This is a genomic window from Starkeya nomas, assembly GCF_902703545.1.
Lineage (GTDB): Bacteria > Pseudomonadota > Alphaproteobacteria > Rhizobiales > Xanthobacteraceae > Ancylobacter > Ancylobacter moscoviensis.
In genome coordinates this window covers 459,984-477,379 of sequence record NZ_CACSAS010000001.1, presented here as the reverse complement: position 1 = coordinate 477,379, position 17,396 = coordinate 459,984, and the positions used below count along the sequence as shown (strand labels likewise).

At 71.1% G+C, this 17,396-nt stretch carries 18 protein-coding genes and 1 riboswitch; of the genes, 6 read left to right on the top strand and 12 right to left on the bottom strand.

Features of this window, described 5'->3' with window-relative positions:
- The first annotated feature begins 107 nt into the window (after positions 1–107).
- Together STARVERO_RS02335 and STARVERO_RS02330 are read left to right on the top strand one after the other, a co-directional pair.
- On the top strand, positions 108–1,112 hold the full coding sequence (locus tag STARVERO_RS02335; protein WP_159597775.1) for an MBL fold metallo-hydrolase: 1,005 nt from the start codon (positions 108–110) through the stop codon (positions 1,110–1,112).
- A 44-nt stretch (positions 1,113–1,156) separates the two neighbouring features.
- Positions 1,157–1,828: a pyridoxamine 5'-phosphate oxidase family protein gene (locus tag STARVERO_RS02330; protein ID WP_159597774.1), complete on the top strand. Its 672-nt coding sequence runs from the start codon at positions 1,157–1,159 to the stop codon at positions 1,826–1,828.
- Positions 1,829–1,860: 32 nt separating this feature from the next.
- Here the strand turns inward: STARVERO_RS02330 and ade are convergent, their stop codons facing one another.
- From ade to STARVERO_RS02285, 9 genes are all read right to left on the bottom strand, one after another.
- Positions 1,861–3,573 carry an adenine deaminase gene (gene ade, locus STARVERO_RS02325; protein WP_159597773.1) on the bottom strand — a complete coding sequence of 571 codons (1,713 nt, stop codon included), beginning with the start codon at positions 3,571–3,573 and terminating at the stop codon, positions 1,861–1,863.
- A gap of 38 nt (positions 3,574–3,611) precedes the next feature.
- Positions 3,612–4,571, bottom strand: a complete 960-nt coding sequence (locus tag STARVERO_RS02320; RefSeq protein WP_159597772.1) for an aldo/keto reductase — start codon at positions 4,569–4,571, stop codon at positions 3,612–3,614.
- A gap of 89 nt (positions 4,572–4,660) precedes the next feature.
- A complete protein-coding gene (locus tag STARVERO_RS02315; protein ID WP_144344016.1) occupies positions 4,661–5,446 on the bottom strand; it encodes a DeoR/GlpR family DNA-binding transcription regulator in 786 nt (261 codons plus the stop codon).
- Positions 5,447–5,548: 102 nt separating this feature from the next.
- Positions 5,549–6,670 (bottom strand): thiolase family protein, encoded by a 1,122-nt coding sequence (locus STARVERO_RS02310; RefSeq protein WP_159597771.1) that lies wholly within the window; start codon positions 6,668–6,670, stop codon positions 5,549–5,551.
- Entirely contained in the window at positions 6,667–8,088 is a 1,422-nt protein-coding gene (locus STARVERO_RS02305; protein WP_159597770.1) for an AMP-binding protein, read from the bottom strand. The genes STARVERO_RS02310 and STARVERO_RS02305 overlap by 4 nt, the downstream gene beginning before the upstream one ends.
- A gap of 4 nt (positions 8,089–8,092) precedes the next feature.
- Positions 8,093–8,650, bottom strand: coding sequence for a biotin transporter BioY (locus STARVERO_RS02300; RefSeq protein ID WP_144344013.1), 558 nt, complete (start codon positions 8,648–8,650; stop codon positions 8,093–8,095).
- 10 nt (positions 8,651–8,660) lie between these two features.
- Positions 8,661–9,272: an energy-coupling factor transporter transmembrane component T family protein gene (locus tag STARVERO_RS02295; RefSeq protein WP_144344012.1), complete on the bottom strand. Its 612-nt coding sequence runs from the start codon at positions 9,270–9,272 to the stop codon at positions 8,661–8,663.
- On the bottom strand, positions 9,269–9,964 hold the full coding sequence (locus STARVERO_RS02290) for an energy-coupling factor ABC transporter ATP-binding protein (protein WP_159597769.1): 696 nt from the start codon (positions 9,962–9,964) through the stop codon (positions 9,269–9,271). The genes STARVERO_RS02295 and STARVERO_RS02290 overlap by 4 nt, the downstream gene beginning before the upstream one ends.
- A gap of 138 nt (positions 9,965–10,102) precedes the next feature.
- Complete coding sequence (locus STARVERO_RS02285; protein ID WP_159597768.1) at positions 10,103–10,939, bottom strand: aldo/keto reductase; 837 nt, start codon at positions 10,937–10,939, stop codon at positions 10,103–10,105.
- A gap of 147 nt (positions 10,940–11,086) precedes the next feature.
- On the opposite strand from STARVERO_RS02285, the gene STARVERO_RS02280 reads away from it, so the two are divergent.
- Positions 11,087–12,085, top strand: coding sequence for an NUDIX hydrolase (locus tag STARVERO_RS02280; RefSeq protein WP_144344009.1), 999 nt, complete (start codon positions 11,087–11,089; stop codon positions 12,083–12,085).
- Here STARVERO_RS02280 and STARVERO_RS02275 read toward each other — a convergent pair whose 3' ends face one another.
- The 3 genes from STARVERO_RS02275 to STARVERO_RS02265 all read right to left on the bottom strand — a co-directional run bounded on the left by STARVERO_RS02275 (position 12,086) and on the right by STARVERO_RS02265 (position 13,169).
- A complete protein-coding gene (locus STARVERO_RS02275) occupies positions 12,086–12,412 on the bottom strand; it encodes a type II toxin-antitoxin system YafQ family toxin (RefSeq protein ID WP_159597767.1) in 327 nt (108 codons plus the stop codon). It abuts the gene before it with no gap.
- Positions 12,390–12,653, bottom strand: a complete 264-nt coding sequence (locus STARVERO_RS02270) for a type II toxin-antitoxin system RelB/DinJ family antitoxin (protein ID WP_244616502.1) — start codon at positions 12,651–12,653, stop codon at positions 12,390–12,392. Before STARVERO_RS02270 ends, STARVERO_RS02275 begins: the two co-directional genes overlap by 23 nt.
- Before the next feature lie 87 nt (positions 12,654–12,740).
- Positions 12,741–13,169 carry a GNAT family acetyltransferase gene (locus tag STARVERO_RS02265; protein ID WP_144344008.1) on the bottom strand — a complete coding sequence of 143 codons (429 nt, stop codon included), beginning with the start codon at positions 13,167–13,169 and terminating at the stop codon, positions 12,741–12,743.
- Positions 13,170–13,353: 184 nt separating this feature from the next.
- Here STARVERO_RS02265 and nadA point away from each other — a divergent pair, with 184 nt between their 5' ends.
- The 3 genes from nadA to nadC all read left to right on the top strand — a co-directional run bounded on the left by nadA (position 13,354) and on the right by nadC (position 17,054).
- Positions 13,354–14,424, top strand: a complete 1,071-nt coding sequence (nadA, locus tag STARVERO_RS02260; RefSeq protein ID WP_159597765.1) for a quinolinate synthase NadA — start codon at positions 13,354–13,356, stop codon at positions 14,422–14,424.
- A gap of 24 nt (positions 14,425–14,448) precedes the next feature.
- On the top strand, positions 14,449–15,981 hold the full coding sequence (locus STARVERO_RS02255) for an L-aspartate oxidase (RefSeq protein ID WP_159597764.1): 1,533 nt from the start codon (positions 14,449–14,451) through the stop codon (positions 15,979–15,981).
- 209 nt (positions 15,982–16,190) lie between these two features.
- Positions 16,191–17,054, top strand: coding sequence for a carboxylating nicotinate-nucleotide diphosphorylase (nadC, locus tag STARVERO_RS02250; protein WP_159597763.1), 864 nt, complete (start codon positions 16,191–16,193; stop codon positions 17,052–17,054).
- A 162-nt stretch (positions 17,055–17,216) separates the two neighbouring features.
- A riboswitch (glycine riboswitch) is annotated at positions 17,217–17,318 on the top strand.
- Positions 17,319–17,396: the final 78 nt, after the last annotated feature.

Genomic DNA, 17,396 nt, shown 5'->3' with positions numbered 1-17,396 from the left:
GGATACCTCCCAGAATGCCAGGATACTCTCTGAATTCATCATGGCCTAGCCTCCCCCGTGGGAAGGCGAGAGGGCTCGCTGATCCCGATTCAGCAACGGAGAGCGCCATGCCTCAACTGTCACGCCGCGCCTTTGCCGGCGGCCTGCCCCTCGGTTTCGTCGGAGGGAGCCTCCTTGGTGGCGGCCTCCTTGGTGGCAGCCTGCTGGACGGCGCAACCGCACCTGCGCTCGCGGCCAGCCCGGCGCCGGGGACCCCCGTCAGCGTGACGCCGCTCGCGCAGATCAAGATCGGTCGCTTCACCGTGACGGCGCTAACGGACGGTTATGCCGACATGCCCTACACGTTCTTTCCGGGGCGGAGCGCCGCACAGGTGGAGCAGGCGGCGACCGCGCAGTTCACCGCCCGGACGAGCGGCGTGCGCTTCCTGTTCAACCAGTATCTTGTGGAGGATGGCGAACGCCGCATCCTCATTGATGCCGGCCCCGCCGGCTCGATCGGGCAGACCGGCGCGCTGCCGCAGGCGCTCGCCACGCTGGGCGTCGAGCGCGACCAGATCGACGCGGTGATCGTGACCCATATGCACCAGGACCATATGGGCGGCCTGATCCTCGACGGTAAGAACAATTACCCGAAGGCGGAACTCTTCATCGACCGGCGCGACGTCACCCACTGGACCGACCCAGCCAAGCGCAACGGCGCGCCCGACTATCTGCAGACCAGCTTCCGCATGGCCGACGAGATCGTGCGCCTCTACCCGAAGCTGCAGGCGATCGACGGCGAGCGCGAGATCGCGCGCGGCGTCTCCATCGTCGACCTCGCCGGCCACACCCCCGGCCATATCGGCGTGCGGATCGAGGATGGCGGCCAGAGCCTCATCATGGTCTCCGACATGATCTTTCCGGTGGTGCACCCCGCAGCGACCGACGTGTTCTTCCTATTCGAGCAGGACCAAGCCGCAGCCAAGGCGATGCGCGACACGTTCTACCCTCGCGCCGCGGCGGAAGGCGCGCTCATCGCGGCGACGCACATGCCCTTCCCCGGCCTCGGCCACGTGGTCAATGATCGCGGAACGATGCGCTGGCAGGTGGCCGACTGGGCCTTGCAGAACTGAAGCGGCCGCCCGAGGCTTGGTCCGGTCGGCGGAAAGGTAAAGCCATGGGCAGACGATATCTGGACATCGCCACGACGCCTTCCGTCGCCGCCGCCCAGGAGCATTACGGCGGCGCCGCCCCGTGGGGAGGTCCGCGCGCGCCCGCCGACGCCGAGGCCGGAGAAAGCCAGCAACTGGGGCCGGCGGAACTGGCGTTTATCGCGACACGCGACGGATTCTATCTCGCCAGCGTCTCCGAGACCGGCTGGCCCTATGTGCAGTATCGCGGCGGGCCCGCGGGATTTCTCACGCCTGTTGACGCCGGCACGTTGGGCTTCGCGGATTTTCGCGGCAACCGGCAATACATCACCACCGGCAACGTGACCGCGAATGACCGCGTCTCGCTGTTCCTGATGGACTATGCCCACCGCCACCGCCTGAAGATCTTCGGCCACCTGCGCATGACCGACGCCGCCGACAACCCTGAGCTTGCCGCCCGACTGGCCGTGCCGGGCTATCGCGGGCGCATCGAGCGGGTCGCCCTCATCGCGGTGGAGGCGTTCGACTGGAACTGCTCGCAGCACATCACCCCGCGCTTCACGCAGGCCGAGATCGAAGGCGCCCTCACCCCGGTGCGCGCGGAACTCGCGACGCTGCGGGCCGAGAACGAGCGCCTGCGCCGCGAACTGGCAGGACGCGAAACCACCCGCCACGAAGAGCCGGACGGCCCGGCCTGATCGCCGGCACCTGCGAACCGGACCGGGGCCTCTCAGCCCTCCACCAGCGCGAATTTGTCGACGTCGAACATGCCGTAATCGGTGATCTTCAGATGCGGGATCACCGGCAGCGGCAGGAAGGCGACCTGCAGGAAGGGCTCGGGCAGCACGACGCCGAGCGCCTTCGCCGCCGCCCGCAGCGGGATGAGCCCGTCATGCACCTCCTCGAAGCGGCCGGCCGACATCAGCCCGGCGACGGGAAGCGCCAGCTCGGCCGTGACCTCGCCGCCCTCGGCGACGACGAAGCCGCCCTTGAGCGCGATGAGGTGGTTCACCGCCACCGCCATGTCCGCCTCGTCGGCGCCGACGACGCAGATGTTGTGGCTGTCATGACCGACGGAAGAGGCGATGGCGCCGCGCTTCATGCCGAAGCCGTGCACGAAGCCGCGGCCGATATTGTTGTTGGCGCCGTGGCGGGCGACGACGCAGACCTTCACCGCGTCCTTGTCGAGATCGACCTGCTTCTCGCCGCCGACGACGGGCAGGTCGAGGCTCATGTCCTCGGTGATGATGCGGCCGGGCACCACGCCGATGACCCGCGTGGCGGGCGCGCCGGCGGGAATGCGGAAATCGGCGGGCTCCACCGGCGCGGCCTTCATGGAATCGAGGCCGACCGGCTCCACGGAGCCGCGCGCCGCGAACAGCTCGGGCGTCACCAGACGGCCGGCGCTGATGACGTGGCGGACCGAGCAGGACTCCAGATCGTCGAGCAGCACGATGTCGGCGCGCCGGCCGGGCGCGAGGAGGCCGCGATCGGTGAGCCCGAAGGCATTGGCCGCCGACCAGCTCGCCACCCGGTACACATGGTGCACCGGCGCCCCCTGGCGGATCGCCTCGCGGATCATGAAGTCGAGATGGCCCTCCTCCGCGATGTCGAGCGGATTGCGGTCGTCGGTGCAGAAGGCGAGGAAGGCGGAAGTGTCGGGCGAGATGAGCGGGATGAGCGCGTGCAGGTCCTTGGAAACCGAGCCCTCGCGGATCAGCACCGTCATGCCCTTGGCGAGCTTCTCGCGCGCCTCGTTCAGCGAGGTGGCCTCGTGCTCGGTGCGGATGCCGGCGGCGATGTAGCCGTTGAGGTCGCGGCCCGAGAGCAGCGGCGCGTGGCCGTCGATGGGCCCGTCCGAGAAGGCGGCGAGCTTGGCCAGCGCCTCGGCGTCCTTGAACAGCACGCCGGGGAAATTCATGAACTCGGCGAGGCCGATGCCGGAGGGATGGCCGCGCAGGGACACGAGGTCGGCGGCCGAGAGCGTGGCGCCGGCGGTCTCGAACCTCGTGGCCGGCACGCAGGAGGAAAGCTGGACCCGCAGGTCCATCACGGTGTGCTCGGCGCAGCGCTGGAAATAGCGGATGCCTTCCGCGCCCAGCACGTTGGCGATCTCGTGCGGGTCGCAGATCGCGGTGGTCACGCCGTGCGGCAGCACGCAGCGGTCGAATTCCAGCGGCGTGACCAGCGAGGATTCGACGTGCAGATGCGTGTCGATGAAGCCGGGGACGGCGAAGAGGCCGGCGCCGTCGATCACCGCCGTACCCTCGTAGCTCTCATGCGTGCCGACGATGCGGTCGCCGACGATGGCGATGTCGGTGGGCGTGAGCGCGCCGGTGATGACGTCGAGCATGCGGACGTCCTTCACCACGAGGTCGGCCGGCGCGACGCCCCGCCCCGCATCGACGAGGCGGCCGATCTCGGCGGGGGTCAGCTTCGTCATCGTCCTGGTTCCTTCACGGTTCGCGGCCGCCGCGCCGCCTATGCCTTCCAGGCGCTGGCCTGGTCGAGCCGGGCGATGTCGCCGCCGGTGAGCTGGAGCGAGGCGCTGGCGAGCAGCTCGCCGAGTTGCTCCACCTTCGAGGCGCTGGCGATGGGGGCGGTGACGCTCGGGCGCGCCATGATCCAGGCGAGCGCGACCTGCGTCGGGGTGGCGCCGCGCGCCGCCGCCACCTCGTCGAGCGCGGCGAGGATGCCGAGGCCCTTGGGGTTGAGGTACTTGTCGACGGTGGCGCGGCCGCGCACGCTCTTCTGCGCGTCCGCCGACTTGCGGTACTTGCCGGTGAGGAAGCCGGCGGCGAGCGAGAAATAGGTGATGACGCCGAGGCCGTTGCCCGAGCAGATCGGCTCCAGCTCCGCCTCGTAGCCGGCGCGCTCGCACAGATTGTATTCGGGCTGCAGCGTCTCGTAGCGCGGCAGCTTCTCGCGGGTGGCCACCGCCAGCGCCTCGAACAGGCGCGAGGCGGAGAGGTTGGAGGCGCCGATGAGGCGCACCTTGCCGGCCTTGATCAGTTCCTCATAGGCGCCGAGCACGTCCTCGAAGGGCGTTTCCGGGTCGTCCCAGTGCGACTGGTAGAGGTCGATGTAGTCGGTCTGCAGGCGCTTCAGCGAGGCCTCGACGGCGGTGCGGATGTAGTCCGGCTTCAGGCAGACCTTGCCCAGCCCCATGTCGGAGCCGACCTTGGTGGCGATGACGAGTTTGGAACGGTTGCCGCGCTCCTTCATCCACTTGCCGATGATGGCCTCGGACTCGCCGCCCTCATGGCCCGGCGCCCAGCGCGAATAGACGTCGGCGGTGTCGATGAAGTTGAAGCCCGCCTCGACCAGCCCGTCCAGCAGACGGAAGGAGACGGCCTCGTCGGCCGTCCAGCCGAACACGTTGCCGCCGAAACAGAGCGGCGGGACCAGGATGTCGGAGCGGCCAAGGCGGCGCAGTTCCATTCTTCTCTCCTTCCGGCTTTGTTGGCGGGCCGGAGTTTAGGGCAGGAGGGCGCGGGTGCTAACCACCCATATGTTGTAACCGGAGAGGGTCAGAACCCGTCGTCGTCGAGGCCGCCGACCTCGATGAGCTCGACCTGGTCGCGCTGGCAGACGTTACGCAGCTCGGGCGACGAGACCGTGTCGGTGACGAAGGTGTCGATCTCCGCCATGGCGCCGATGCGCACGGGCGCGGTGCGCTCCAGCTTGGAGCGGTCGGCCACCAGGATGACCTGACGGGCATTGTCGATGATGGCGCGGGCGACCTGCACCTCGCGATAGTCGAAGTCCAGCAGCGTGCCGTCCTCCTCGATCGCCGAGGCGCCGATGACGGCGTAGTCGACGCGGAACTGGCGCACGAAATCCACCGCCGAGGAGCCGATCACCGCTCCGTCGGCGTGGCGTACCGGGCCGCCCGCCATGATCAGCTCGATCTTGGGATGGCGGTAGAGCAGCGTGGCGACGTTGAGGTTGTTGGTGATCACCAGCATGTCCTCGTGATCGCCGAGCGCGCGGGCGACCTCCTCGGTCGTGGTGCCGATGTTGATGAACAGCGAGGCGCGGTTGGGCACGATGCTGGCCGCCGCCTCGGCGATGGCGCGCTTGGCGCCCTGCGCCATGGCGCGGCGGGCCTCATAGGCGAGGTTCTCGACGCCCGAGGCCACCACCGCGCCGCCGTGCACGCGCGACATGAGCCGGCGCACGCACAGGTCGTTGAGGTCCTTGCGGATCGTCTGGGGCGACACGTCGAAACGCGCGGAGAGGTCTTCGACGCTCACCCGCCCCTGTGCGCGCGCCAGCACGAGGATGTCCTGCTGGCGAGAGGAGATCGCGTTCATTCGTCCTGGCTGGCCCTGTCCCCCGGAAACAGTTCGCATCGTCTTCTGCGGACGATTCGCGGACCATCCTGCACATTGGAAGGGGTCGCGGCAAACGGCTGCTTAGACGCGCTGCAACATGAGCGCGCTGCCGAGCCCGCCGGCCGCCGCGATAGCGGCGAGGCCGAGCGCGCCGGGGGTCTCCCGCCCGAGCTCGTGGAACAGGCGGACGGCCAGAATGGCGCCGGAGGCGCCGATGGGATGGCCGCGCGCCAGCGCCCCGCCGCCGCGGTTGACGCGGGCCGGATCGAGGCCCAGCGCGGCGATGTTGGCGAGCGCCTGCGCGGCGAAGGATTCCATCAGCTCGACGCAGGCGGGAGCGCGCTTATGGTGCTCCATAAGGCGCCGGGCGGCCGGCACCAGCGCCATCGCCGGCTCTTCCGGCGCGGCACCGGCGGAGGCGGCGTCGAGAAAGGCGATGCCGGGGCGGCGCGCCTCGGGCAGGCCTTCCGGCGCGACGACGAGCACGGCCGCCGCCGCGTCGGCCTCGACCGCGACGCCGGTCGCGTCGACGGCGAACTCCCCCTCCCCGGCCAGCACCGGCGCGCGGGCGCAGAGCCGGGCCTCGAGGGCACGGGTGAAGGCGTCACGGCCGAGCCCGGCGACGGGGACGATCTCCGGTTCCAACGTCGCGCGGGCCGCCAGCGCCGCCGCGTGGCTGGCGACGGCGAAGGCCCCCTGCGCCTCCCGCGCGATGCCTTGGGCGCGGGCCAGCGCCGCCATGGCCGTGACGAGATCCGGGTCGCGCTCCGGCCAGGGCGCGAAGGGCGGGCGCTCGTAGAAGACCGGCTCCTCGCCGGGCGCCTTCGGGCGGCGGGCGCGCAGGGGGGCGCGGCTCCAGCTTTCCACGCCGCCGGCCAGCACCGCCCGCGCCGCGCCCGATTCCACCAGACGCGCGGCCAGCATGATCGCGTCGAGGCCCGAGCAGCACTGCGTGTCGAGGGTGAGCGCCGGCACGCTGTCGGGCAGGCCGGCCGCCAGCGCCGCGAGGCGGGCGACATTGCCGCCGCCGGACAGCGCGTTGCCGAGGATGACGTGGTCGACGGCTTCCGGGGCGAGGCCGGCATCGGCGAGACAGGCGTGTAGCACCGGCGCGGCGAGATCGTGCGCCTCCACCTCGCGGAAGGCGCCGCCGCGCGGAGCGACCGCCGTGCGGCGGGCGGCGAGGAGGAAGGCGCGGCTCACCGCTTCGGCCTCCCCTCCGCCAGCCGGTCGCGGGCGATGGCCTCCAGTGCCCGCAGATCTGCCTTGCCGCCGGAGGTGCGGGGCCATTCGTCGAGCGCGAGGAAACGGCGCGGTAGCTTGGCGGCGGGCAGCCGCGCGCGGCAGGCGGCGCGCAGGGCCGCGTCCTCGAAGCGCCCGCGCAGCACGGCGACGAGTTCCACGCCGCGCAGCGGGTCCGGCAGGCCGAACACCGCCGCTTCCTCGATGCCGTCGAGACCGGTCAGCACCGCCTCCACTTCCTCGGGATAGACGTTGAGGCCGGAGGTGACGAGCATGCGCTTCTCGCGCCCGTGCAGGTAGAGGAAACCCTCGCCGTCGAGCCGCCCATGGTCGCCGATGGTGAGGAAGCCGCCCTCCCGGCGCGTCTCCGGCGCGCTGCCGCAGGCATAGCCGTCGAACAGCATGGAGCTGCCGACCCAGATGGCGCCGGCCTCGCCCACGGGCAGGTCGCGGCCATCAGCGTCGCGGATGCGCAGGCCGACGCCATGCGCCGCGCGCCCGACCGAGCCGGCCGGCACCGCCTCGCCCGGACGGCTGACGGTGACGAAGCTCAGCTCCGAGGCGCCGTAGAACTCGGCGATGCCGGCGCGCGGGAACAGCCTCTCCACCGCCGCGCGGGTCTCCGGCCGCCATTTGGCGCCGCTGATCATGATGACGCGCACCGAGGGGAACGCCTCGCCCTGCGCCGCCTCGACCAGCATCTGGAGCTGGGTGGGCGTGGCGTAGAGCGCGGTGACGCCGTGGCGGGCGAGAAGGCGCAGCGCCCGGCGGGGATGGAACTGGTGCATCATCACCGCCGTGGCGCCGACATGCAGCGCGTGGACGACGCCGTAGAGATGCAGCGAGGCGGCGAGGCCGCCGGGCGCCATCACGATGTCCTGTTCGCCGAGGCCGAACTCGGCCGCGCTGACCGCGAAGCTGTCGATCCAGGAACGGTGGTTGCGGCGGTAGCCCTTGGGCACACCGGTCGAGCCCGAGGTGAAGCCGACATAGAAGGAGGCCAGCGGATCCGGCGCGGGGGGAAACGGCGCGGGCGGCACGTCGGGCGCGGCGTCGAGCGTCAGCGCCGGCATGAGCGCGGCGTCGATGGCGGCACGGTAGGGCGCGGGCCAGGCGGGATCGTAGACGAGGGCCTGCCGGCCGCTCGCCGCGCAGGCGAGGAAGAGCTCGACGAGCGAGGGGGCGTTGCCCATGGCGAGCGCGACATGGGCGCCGGGCGCCGTACGCGCGGCCAGCCACGCCGCCAGCCCGCCGACGCGGGCGGCGAGATCGGCGCGGCTGCGCACCTGCGCGTCGCAGACCAGCGCCGGCCGGGCCGGGTCCGCCGCCACGAGGGCGGGAAGGCCGGCGCCGATGGTGCGCGGAACGCTCCGGCTCATGGCCTCACGCGTTGCGCGAGAGCAGCGCCTCCGGCATGCCGCGCGCCACGGTCTGCGCCACCAGCGCGACCAGCACCGCCTTGATCGTGTCGCCGGGGATGAAGACGAGGCAGGCCTTGGCGGCGTCGAGGAGCGACAGGCTGCCCATCGCCGACATGCCGACGATGCCGAAGGCATAGAGCACGAGGATGCCGCCGACCACCGAGGCCACCAGCGCCGCCGGAAAGACCGGCGCCCGGCGCAGCGCCTGCATGATCAGCCCGGCGACGAAGGCGGCGGCGATCCAGCCGAAGATGAAGCCGACCGAGGGGCTGAAGAACACGCCGAGACCGCCCCGCCCGCCCGCCAGCAGCGGCGCGCCGAGGGCGACGACGAACAGCAGCAGCACGATGGAGAGCGCGCCGCGCCACGCGCCGAGCATCACCCCGGCGAGCATCGCGCCCATGCTCTGCGCGGTGATCGGCACGCCGCCGGCCAGCGGCAGGTCGAAGCGCGGCAGCAAGCCGAGCACGGCGAAGATGGCGGCGTAGAGGGCGATCTGGACGAGGCTGCGATCCTTCATCGGACATCCTTCATCGGCGGCTTCCGCGCGGCACCCCGCCCCGCGCCGCCAGCGCCTCGGCGGTGTGATGGGACAATCTCAGCGTCTGGATACAGAAAGGCGCGAGCAGGCGCCAGCCGCCGCGCCTTCCGGTGCGGGCGCGGTAGGATTCGTTCAGCGACTCCCACAGCGCGAAAAGCAGCGGTATGAGCCGGATCATCAGCGCCACCGCCAGCGCCACCGCGCGCGGCGCCACGCCGAACAGGGCGAGCGGGCGCAGCAGCGGCTCCACTGCGTCCATCATCGCGTCCATGCGGGTGGTCATGGTCACGGCATTGGCCAGCAGCACCATGGCGAGGATGCGCAGGCACACGACGAGGCCGAGGAGGACGTCGCCGTTCCACGCGTGCAGGGCGAGCAGGATGAGGAAGAGCGGCCACATGGGCCGCAATAGCGCCACCTGCGCCAGCGCGGCGCGGCCGAGCGAGGCGTAGAGGGCGAGCGTGGCGAGGACCAGACCCGCCATCAGCGGAAGGCTGTCGAAGGGCGCCACGGTAAGGCTGACCAGCGCCAGCGCGATCAGCTTCCAGCCGGCGGGAATGGCGTGCAACCAGGTGCGCCCGGGGAGATAGAGGGAGATCATCCGAGCGATTCCGCGAAGACGCGGTAGGCGGCGACGACCTCGGCGGGCGGGCCGTCCATCGCCACCCTGCCCTCGTGCAGCCAGACGACCCGCTCATAGGCGGCGAAGGCGTCGAGTTCATGGGCGACGAGGACGACCTGCTGCGGCAGGCCGGCGATGAGCGCCTCCAGCCGGCGGCGGGTGGGCAGGTCGAGGCTGGAGAAGGGCTCGTCCAGCACGATCACCGCTGGCTCCATCACCAGCACGGCGATGATGCACAGGAACTGCTTCTCGCCCTCGGAGAGCGCGTGCACCGGCCGCTCCGCCCAATGCTCGCGGCCGAAGCGGGCGAGCGCGGGAACGGCCGCCCTGGCGGCTTCGCGGCGCGGCAGGCCGGCCTGCTCCAGGCTGAAGGCGATCTCCTCGGCGACGGTGGGGAAGATGATCTGGTGGTCGGGGTTCTGGAAGATGAAGCCGACCTTGCGCGGCAGCTCGGCCGCCTGCTCCTTCGCGTCGAGGCCGTGGACGACGACGCGGCCGGCATCGGCGGTGAGCAGGCCGTTGAGCAGGCGCACCAGCGAGCTCTTGCCGGAGCCGTTGTTGCCGATGAGGCCGACGCGCCGCTCGGACAGCTCCAGCGACACGCCGTCGAGCACGGTACGCCCGCCGCGCGCGAGGATGACGTTGTCGAGGAGAAGAGAGGCGTCGCTCATGCGGCCACCCCTGTCACAACGTCATGGCCGGACTCGATCCGGCCATCCACGTCCGTCGGCAGCCGAGGAAGGCGTGGATCCCCGGGTCAAGCCCGGGGATGACGGCGTTCTCGTCGGGAGCGCCGATGCGAGAGTTGCTCACAGCATTTCCAGCGCGCGCTTGCGGGTCGGCGGCGGGAAGGCCGCATCGAGCGCGGCGAGGTCTTCGCCGTCGAGCTTGATGTCGCGCGCGCCGGCATTCTCGCGCATGTGCTCGGGGCGCGAGGCCTTGGGGATGACGATGTTGTTCGGGTTGCGCAGCACCCAGGCGAGCGCGACCTGGAAGGGCTTGGCCTTGTGCTTGGCGGCGATCTCGGCGAGCACGCCGGAGGTCCTGATGCGGCCCTGCTCGATCGGGCTGTAGGCCATCAGCGGCATCTCGTGCTCCTCCAGCCAGGGCAGGAGATCGTATTCCGGGCCGCGCCGGGTCAGGTTGTAGAGCACCTGATTGACCGCGCAGCCCTCGCCGCCGGGGGTCTCGTACAGCTCGTTCATGTCGTCGGTATCGAGGTTCGACACGCCCCAGTGGCGGATCTTGCCCTGGGTCTTCAGGTGCTCGAAGCCGATGATGGTCTCCTCCAGCGGGACGCCGCCGCGCCAGTGGAGCAGGTAGAGGTCGAGCCGGTCGGTCTTCAGCCGCTTGAGGCTGCGCTCGCAGGCGGCGACGACCCCGGCGCGGCTGGCGTTCTGCGGATAGACCTTGGAGACGAGGAACACCTTCTCGCGCAGGCCGGCGAGCGCCTCGCCGAGGAAGGTCTCGCAGGCGCCGTCGCCATACATCTCCGCGGTGTCGACGAGGGTGAGGCCGAGCTCGATGCCGAGCCGCACCGATTCCGCCTCCTCCTTCCGCGCCGCGGCGCGCTCGCCCATCATCCAGGTGCCGATGCCGAGGGCCGGAACCTTTTCACCGCCGGGAAGAACCACCTTGCCGCTCATCGCGCGCCTCCATTTCATCCTCAGGCGGATTGCCATTCCCGCGTGCCCGGCGCAAGCAGTCCGTGCGCAGGCATGCTATCCTTCGTCACGGCGCTATGCGCCCCGCCCCCGACGACCTGCGATCCAGAGACTGCCGCCCGAGCCCGAATGCCCGCGACGCCGCTCACCCATCCGACCCCCGAGGCCGACCGGCCGGACGCGCCCGAGCCGGGACTGGCCATCGGCCTGTCGGCGGTGATCGTCGCGGTGACCGGCGACGACCCGAAGGTGCTGACCCTCCGGCACGAGGACGGGCGCGACTCGCTGCCCTCCGGCCCGCTGGAGCGCGGCCACCGCACGCTGGAGGTGGGCCTGCGCACCTGGGTGGAGCGGCAGACGCTGCAGGAGCTCGGCCATGTCGAACAGCTCTACACCTTCGGCGACCGCGACCGCGGCGAGGACGGCGCGCGCTCCCTCTCCCTCGCCTATCTCGCTTTGGTGCGCGAGGCGCGCCCGGCCGGCGACACCGACGCGGCGTGGCAGAGCTGGTACCGCTACTTCCCCTGGGAGGACTGGCGCGACGGGCGCCCGGCCGTGCTCGACAGCCTCGACCACGGGCTGCGCGCCTGGGCGGCCGGGGCGGCGAGCTCGCGCATGGGCGAGATGCGCGCCGAGCGCGTCGCGCTGTGCTTCGGCGGCACGGCCGGCGGCAGCGAGGCGGGCTGGAACGAGGAGCGCGTGCTGGAGCGCTACGAGCTGCTTTACGAGGCGGGGCTGGTCGGCGAGGCGCTGCGCGAGCGCGGCTCCGAGCGCGCCGCCCCCGGCCCTTCCGGCTCGGAGATGCGCGAGGACCACCGCCGCATGCTGGCGCTCGCCATCGCGCGGCTGCGCGGCAAGATTAAATATCGCCCAGTGGTGTTCGAGCTGATGCCGCCGAGCTTCACCCTCGGCCAGCTCCAGCGCGCGGTGGAGGCGTTGTCGGGCATCCGGCTGCACAAGCAGAATTTCCGCCGGCTGATCGAGCAGCAGCGCCTCGTCGAGGAGACCGGCGAGACCACGGCCGAGACCGGCGGGCGGCCGGCGCGGCTGGTGCGCTTCCGCCGCGAGGTGCTGCTGGAGCGCCCCGCCCCCGGCGTGCGCCTGCCGGGCGGCTTCGGGCGGCGGTGATCACTCGTCAAACAGATCGGCGTGCGTGCCCGCCCGTACAAAGACGACGACACCCGTCCTGCCGCTGTCGTCGATCTTGTAGGCCAGCAGAAAATCGCCGCCGATGTGACATTCCCGATGCCCCTGCCAGTCGCCCTTGAGCGGGTGGTCGAGCCATTCCGGCCCCAGCGGCGCGTCATTCGCGATCAGCAGCAGCATCGCCTCCTTGAGGCGGTTCATGTCGAAACGGCCCGATCGCGACAGCCGTTCCCAATCCTTGAGGAAGGCCTTGGTGTAATCGGACGCCCGGGGTAACGGAGCGCGCTTACTTCCCGCCGGCTTTTTCAAGGTCCGCCATCAGATCATCGGCCGTCGCGAAGCGGGCCTTGCGAGCGAGGGCGATCTGATCGGCTTCCCGGATGGCTTCGCGGGTGGCCGCGTTGGGCACCTTGAGCTCGAAGGGAAGAGCCTGATCCGCGACCACGCGGTGAAGAAACAGCCTCACCGCGTCCGACAGCGACAGCCCCATCGCCTCGACCGCGGTGGAGGCAAGCCGCTTCGTCTCGTCGTCAATGCGCACATGGATCATGGATGTCTGGGCCATCGGAACCTCCTTCCGCTATATGTAACTCATTTGAGATACAATCAAGGCGTTGAGGACCGCCCATGGCACGGCTCAATCCCGCCCGTCGATCCATTTCGCCATGACCACGCGCGGGGCGACCTCGAAGCCGAGCTTCTCGTAGAAGGCGACCACGGCCGTGTTGGTCTCGCGCACCAGAAGCTGCGCCTTGACCACGCCGCGCGCCTTCAGCCACGCCTCGGCCGCGCCGACGATCTCCGCGCCGACGCCCTGGCGCTGGAGCATGGGATCGACAGCGACGTAGTAGAGCCAGCCCCGGTGCCCGTCATGGCCGACCATCGCGGTGGCGCAGACGCGGCCGCATTCGAGGCGCGCCACCAGCACCTCGGAGCTGGCGCCGCCGCGCGCAAAGCGGAAATCCGTCGCCGGATCATTGTAGGGCACGGTGAGCCCGCAGGCCCGCCAGAGATAGACCACCGCCCGCTCATCCGCCTCGGCGGCCGGCCCGATCGTCAACGTCATGCTCGAAACTCCAACGTCGAAATTCGCCGGCGGGCCCGCTGCGCAAAAAAGCCAATGACCCGATTTGTGACGGACTGTTGACAGCGACTTATACTCAGTCCTAGCATAAGCTCAATCGCCGGGCTTTGGGCCCGGTCTTCTTTGGCCCTAGATATACTCAAAACGAGCATAAGGGGAGGACGCGATGCTGGATGTCAACGTCGCCGCCCGCACGGAAACCGCCGAGGGCTTCGCGCCCGCCTTTACGCCCGACAGCGTTCCCGCCGCCACCCCGGCGCTGCCGCTGGCGCATCTCTATGCCCGCGTCTCCAAGCATGTGACGCCGGCCGAGTGGCCGTTGATCGTGCGCGACGTCGAGGCCATCGAACGGCTGAAGCGCGAGAAGAACGCCGTGGTGCTCGGCCACAACTACCAGGCGCCGGAAATCTTCAACACGGTGGCCGACATCGTCGGCGACAGCCTCGCGCTGGCCCGCGAGGCGGTGACGGTCGACGCCGACATCATCGTCATGGCCGGCGTGCACTTCATGGCCGAGACCGCCAAGCTGCTGAACCCTTCCAAGACCGTGCTGATGCCGGACATGGGCGCGGGCTGCTCGCTGGCCGAGTCCATCACCGCCGCCGACATCCGCCTGCTGCGCCAGCATTATCCCGGCGTGCCGGTCGTCACCTATGTGAACACCTCCGCCGAGGTGAAGGCGGAGAGCGACTATTGCTGCACCTCCGGCAACGCCGTGAAGGTGGTGCGCGCGGTGGCGAAGGAATGGGGCGTCAACCGCATCCTCATGCTGCCGGACGAATACCTCGCCCGGAACGTGCAGAAGGAAGTGCCGGAGATCGAGCTGATCGCCTGGAAGGGCCATTGCGAGGTGCATGAGCGCTTCACCCCGAGCGACATACGCGACCTGCGCGAGAACCATCCCGGCGTGGTGGTGCTGGCGCATCCCGAATGCCCGCCGGAAGTGGTGGCCGAGGCCGACTTCGCCGGCTCCACCGCCGCCATGGCCGACTATGTGGGCGACCACAAGCCGGCGCGCGTGGTGCTGATCACCGAATGCTCCATGGCAGACAACGTGGCGGTGAGCCACCCGGAGGTGGAGTTCGTGCGGCCGTGCAACCTGTGCCCGCACATGCGCCGGATCACCCTCCCGAACATCCGCCGGGCGCTGGAGACCATGACGACGCCGGTCGAGATCGACCCGGCGATCGCCGACCGCGCCCGCCTCGCCGTCGAGCGCATGCTCGCCATCCGCTGAGGACGCTTACCGAGGATCTTCGCGTTGAGCCATTCGCCGCAGAACATCGTCGTGGTCGGCGGCGGGGTCGCCGGCCTCGCCACCGCGCTGCGCCTCGCGCCGGCGCCGGTGACGCTGATCGTCGCCTCGCCGCTCGGCGCGGAGGCCGCCACCGGCTGGGCGCAGGGCGGCATCGCCGCCGCCATCGGCCCGGACGACCGGCCGGACCTCCACGCCATCGACACGCTGACCGCCGGCGCGGGCCTCTCCGAGCCGCATGTGGCGCGCCGCGTGGCGGGCGCCGCGCCGGCGGCCATCGACTGGCTGGTCTCGCTCGGCACGCCCTTCGACCGCAACGCCAATGGCAGCCTCGCGCTGGGGCTGGAAGCCGCGCATTCGCGCCGGCGCATCGTCCATGCCGAGGGCGACGGCACCGGCCGCGTGGTGCTTGAGACGCTGGCGCGGGCGGCGCGGGACTGCCCCTCCATCCAGGTGATGGAGGGCTGGCGGGCGACCGAGCTGCTGACCGACGAGAACGGCCGCGTCGCCGGCGTCGCCGCGCGCGACCGCGAAGGCCGGGTGGCGGCGTTGCCTGCCCGCGCGGTGGTGCTGGCCACCGGCGGGCTCGGCGGACTCTACGCCTCCACCACCAACCCGCTCGGGGCGGTCGGCTCGGGCCTCGCGCTCGCCGCACGGGCCGGCGCGACGCTGCGCGACATGGAGTTCGTGCAGTTCCACCCGACCGCCATGGCGGTGAGCGGCGATCAACGCGCCCCGCTCGCGGGCGGCCCGGCGCCGATGCCGCTGGCCACCGAGGCGCTGCGCGGCGAGGGCGCGACGCTGGTCAACGAGCACGGCGAGCGCTTCATGGCCGAGGTGCCCGGCCAGGAACTGGCGCCGCGCGACGTGGTGGCCCGCGCCATCTTCGCCGAGCTGGCGGCGGGGCGGACGGTGATGCTCGACGCGCGGCTGAAGGATGTCGAGCGCCGCTTCCCCGGCGTCGTCGCGCTGTGCCGCGCCAACGGGCTCGACCCGGCGCGCGCGCCGATCCCGGTGCGGCCGGCGGCGCATTACCACATGGGCGGCATCCGGGTGGACGACGCCGGACGCGCCAGCGTGCCGGGCCTGTGGGCCTGCGGCGAGGTGGCCTCCACCGGGCTGCACGGCGCCAACCGGCTCGCCAGCAACTCGCTGCTGGAGGCGCTCGCCTATGCCGCATGGATCGCCGAGGACATTGCCGGACAGGATGCGGCCTCCCCGGCGCCCCGCCCGGCGGGCGCCATCCGCCCGCTCTCGCCGGCCCGCCCGGAGATCCGCGCGCTGATGGACCTCAAGGTCGGGGTGGTGCGGGACGCGCAGGGGCTGGAAGCCGCCGCCGCCCGGCTCGGCGCCCTGGCCGATGCGAACGGCGACGACCTCTCTCTGGTCGCGCTCATGGTGACGGAGGCAGCGCTGCGGCGGATCGAGAGCCGGGGCGGGCATTTCCGCGCCGACCACCCCACGCCGGCGGCGGTGACGCGCCATTCCGAAACCACGCTCGACCGCCCCGAGGCCGGCGACGTGCGCCGGGTGGCGTGAAACCGAACGACGTCATGCCCGGGCCCGGCCCGGGCATCCACGACTTCCGTGGCGCAAGGGCGAAAGACGTGGATGGCCGGGACAAGCCCGGCCATGACCGACCTTTGGAACTTGCCCTCGTCCCGGGAACCCGCCCCGGAGATCCAGACGAACGGATGGCCGGGTCGGACCCGGCCGCGAGGGATTGAAAGACAGCAGTGAGCCCAGCGATGTCATCCTTCCTCTCCCCCCTGCCCCGCCTGTTGATCGAACCCGTCGTGCGCGCGGCGCTGCTGGAAGACCTCGGCCGCGCCGGCGACGTGACGACCGACGCCGTCATCCCCGCCGGGGCCCGCTTCGAGGCCGTGATCGCCTCCCGCCAGCCGGGGGTGATCGCCGGCATCGACGCGGCGGTGATCGCCTTCGACCTCGTCGATCCCGCGCTGAAGGTGACGGTGGAGCGCGGCGACGGAGCGCGGGTGGCGCCCGGCGACGTGGTGCTGCGGCTGGACGGCCCGGCGCGCGCCATCCTCACCGCCGAGCGGGTGGCGCTGAACATCGCCTGCCGCATGTCGGGCATCGCCACCGCGACCGCCGGCCTGGTCGAGATCGCCCGCCGGCACGGCAAGGCGCAGATCGTCTGCACCCGCAAGACCACGCCGGGACTGCGGGCGCTGGAGAAGCACGCGGTGAAGGCGGGCGGCGGCTCCAACCACCGCTTCGGCCTCGACGACGCGGTGCTGATCAAGGACAACCACATCGCCGTCGCCGGCGGGGTGGTGCCGGCCATCCGCGCCGCCAAGGCGCATGCGGGGCACATGGTGAAGATCGAGGTGGAGGTCGACACGCTCGCCCAGCTCGACGCGGCGCTGGCGGAAGGGGTCGACGCGGTGCTGCTCGACAACATGGACCCGCCGACGCTGAAGGACGCCGTCGCCATGGTCGACGGGCGGGCGCTGACCGAGGCCTCGGGCCGCGTCTCGCGCGAGACCGTCGGCCCGATCGCGGCGAGCGGGGTGGACCTGATCTCCGTCGGCTGGATCACCCATTCCGCGCCGATTCTCGACCTCGGGCTCGACGCGGCGGGCGTGTGAGGGATCGGCCGGGGAGTCTCGCGCCGGGTACCGGACGAACTGCAGCGCCGATCCGGGACACGGCGCAAGACCCTTTGGCGGAATCCACCGTTCAACGGCCCGCCGCCGCCGTTCTGCCCTTGAATGAGGCATGCTTTTGTGCGATGCATATAGGCGTCTGCTAATGATTATGCGGGAGAGACCGACAGTCCTCCCGGACACGTGTCGGCGCCGACGGAGCAACCCCCCAGGAAACTCTCAGGCACCAGGGACCGCATAGTCAGGACGATCTGGAGAGAGGCGTCGGCGCCGGTTCGCAAGCGCAAGACGTCCACCGAAGGGGAAGCCCGGGAAGGCGACGGC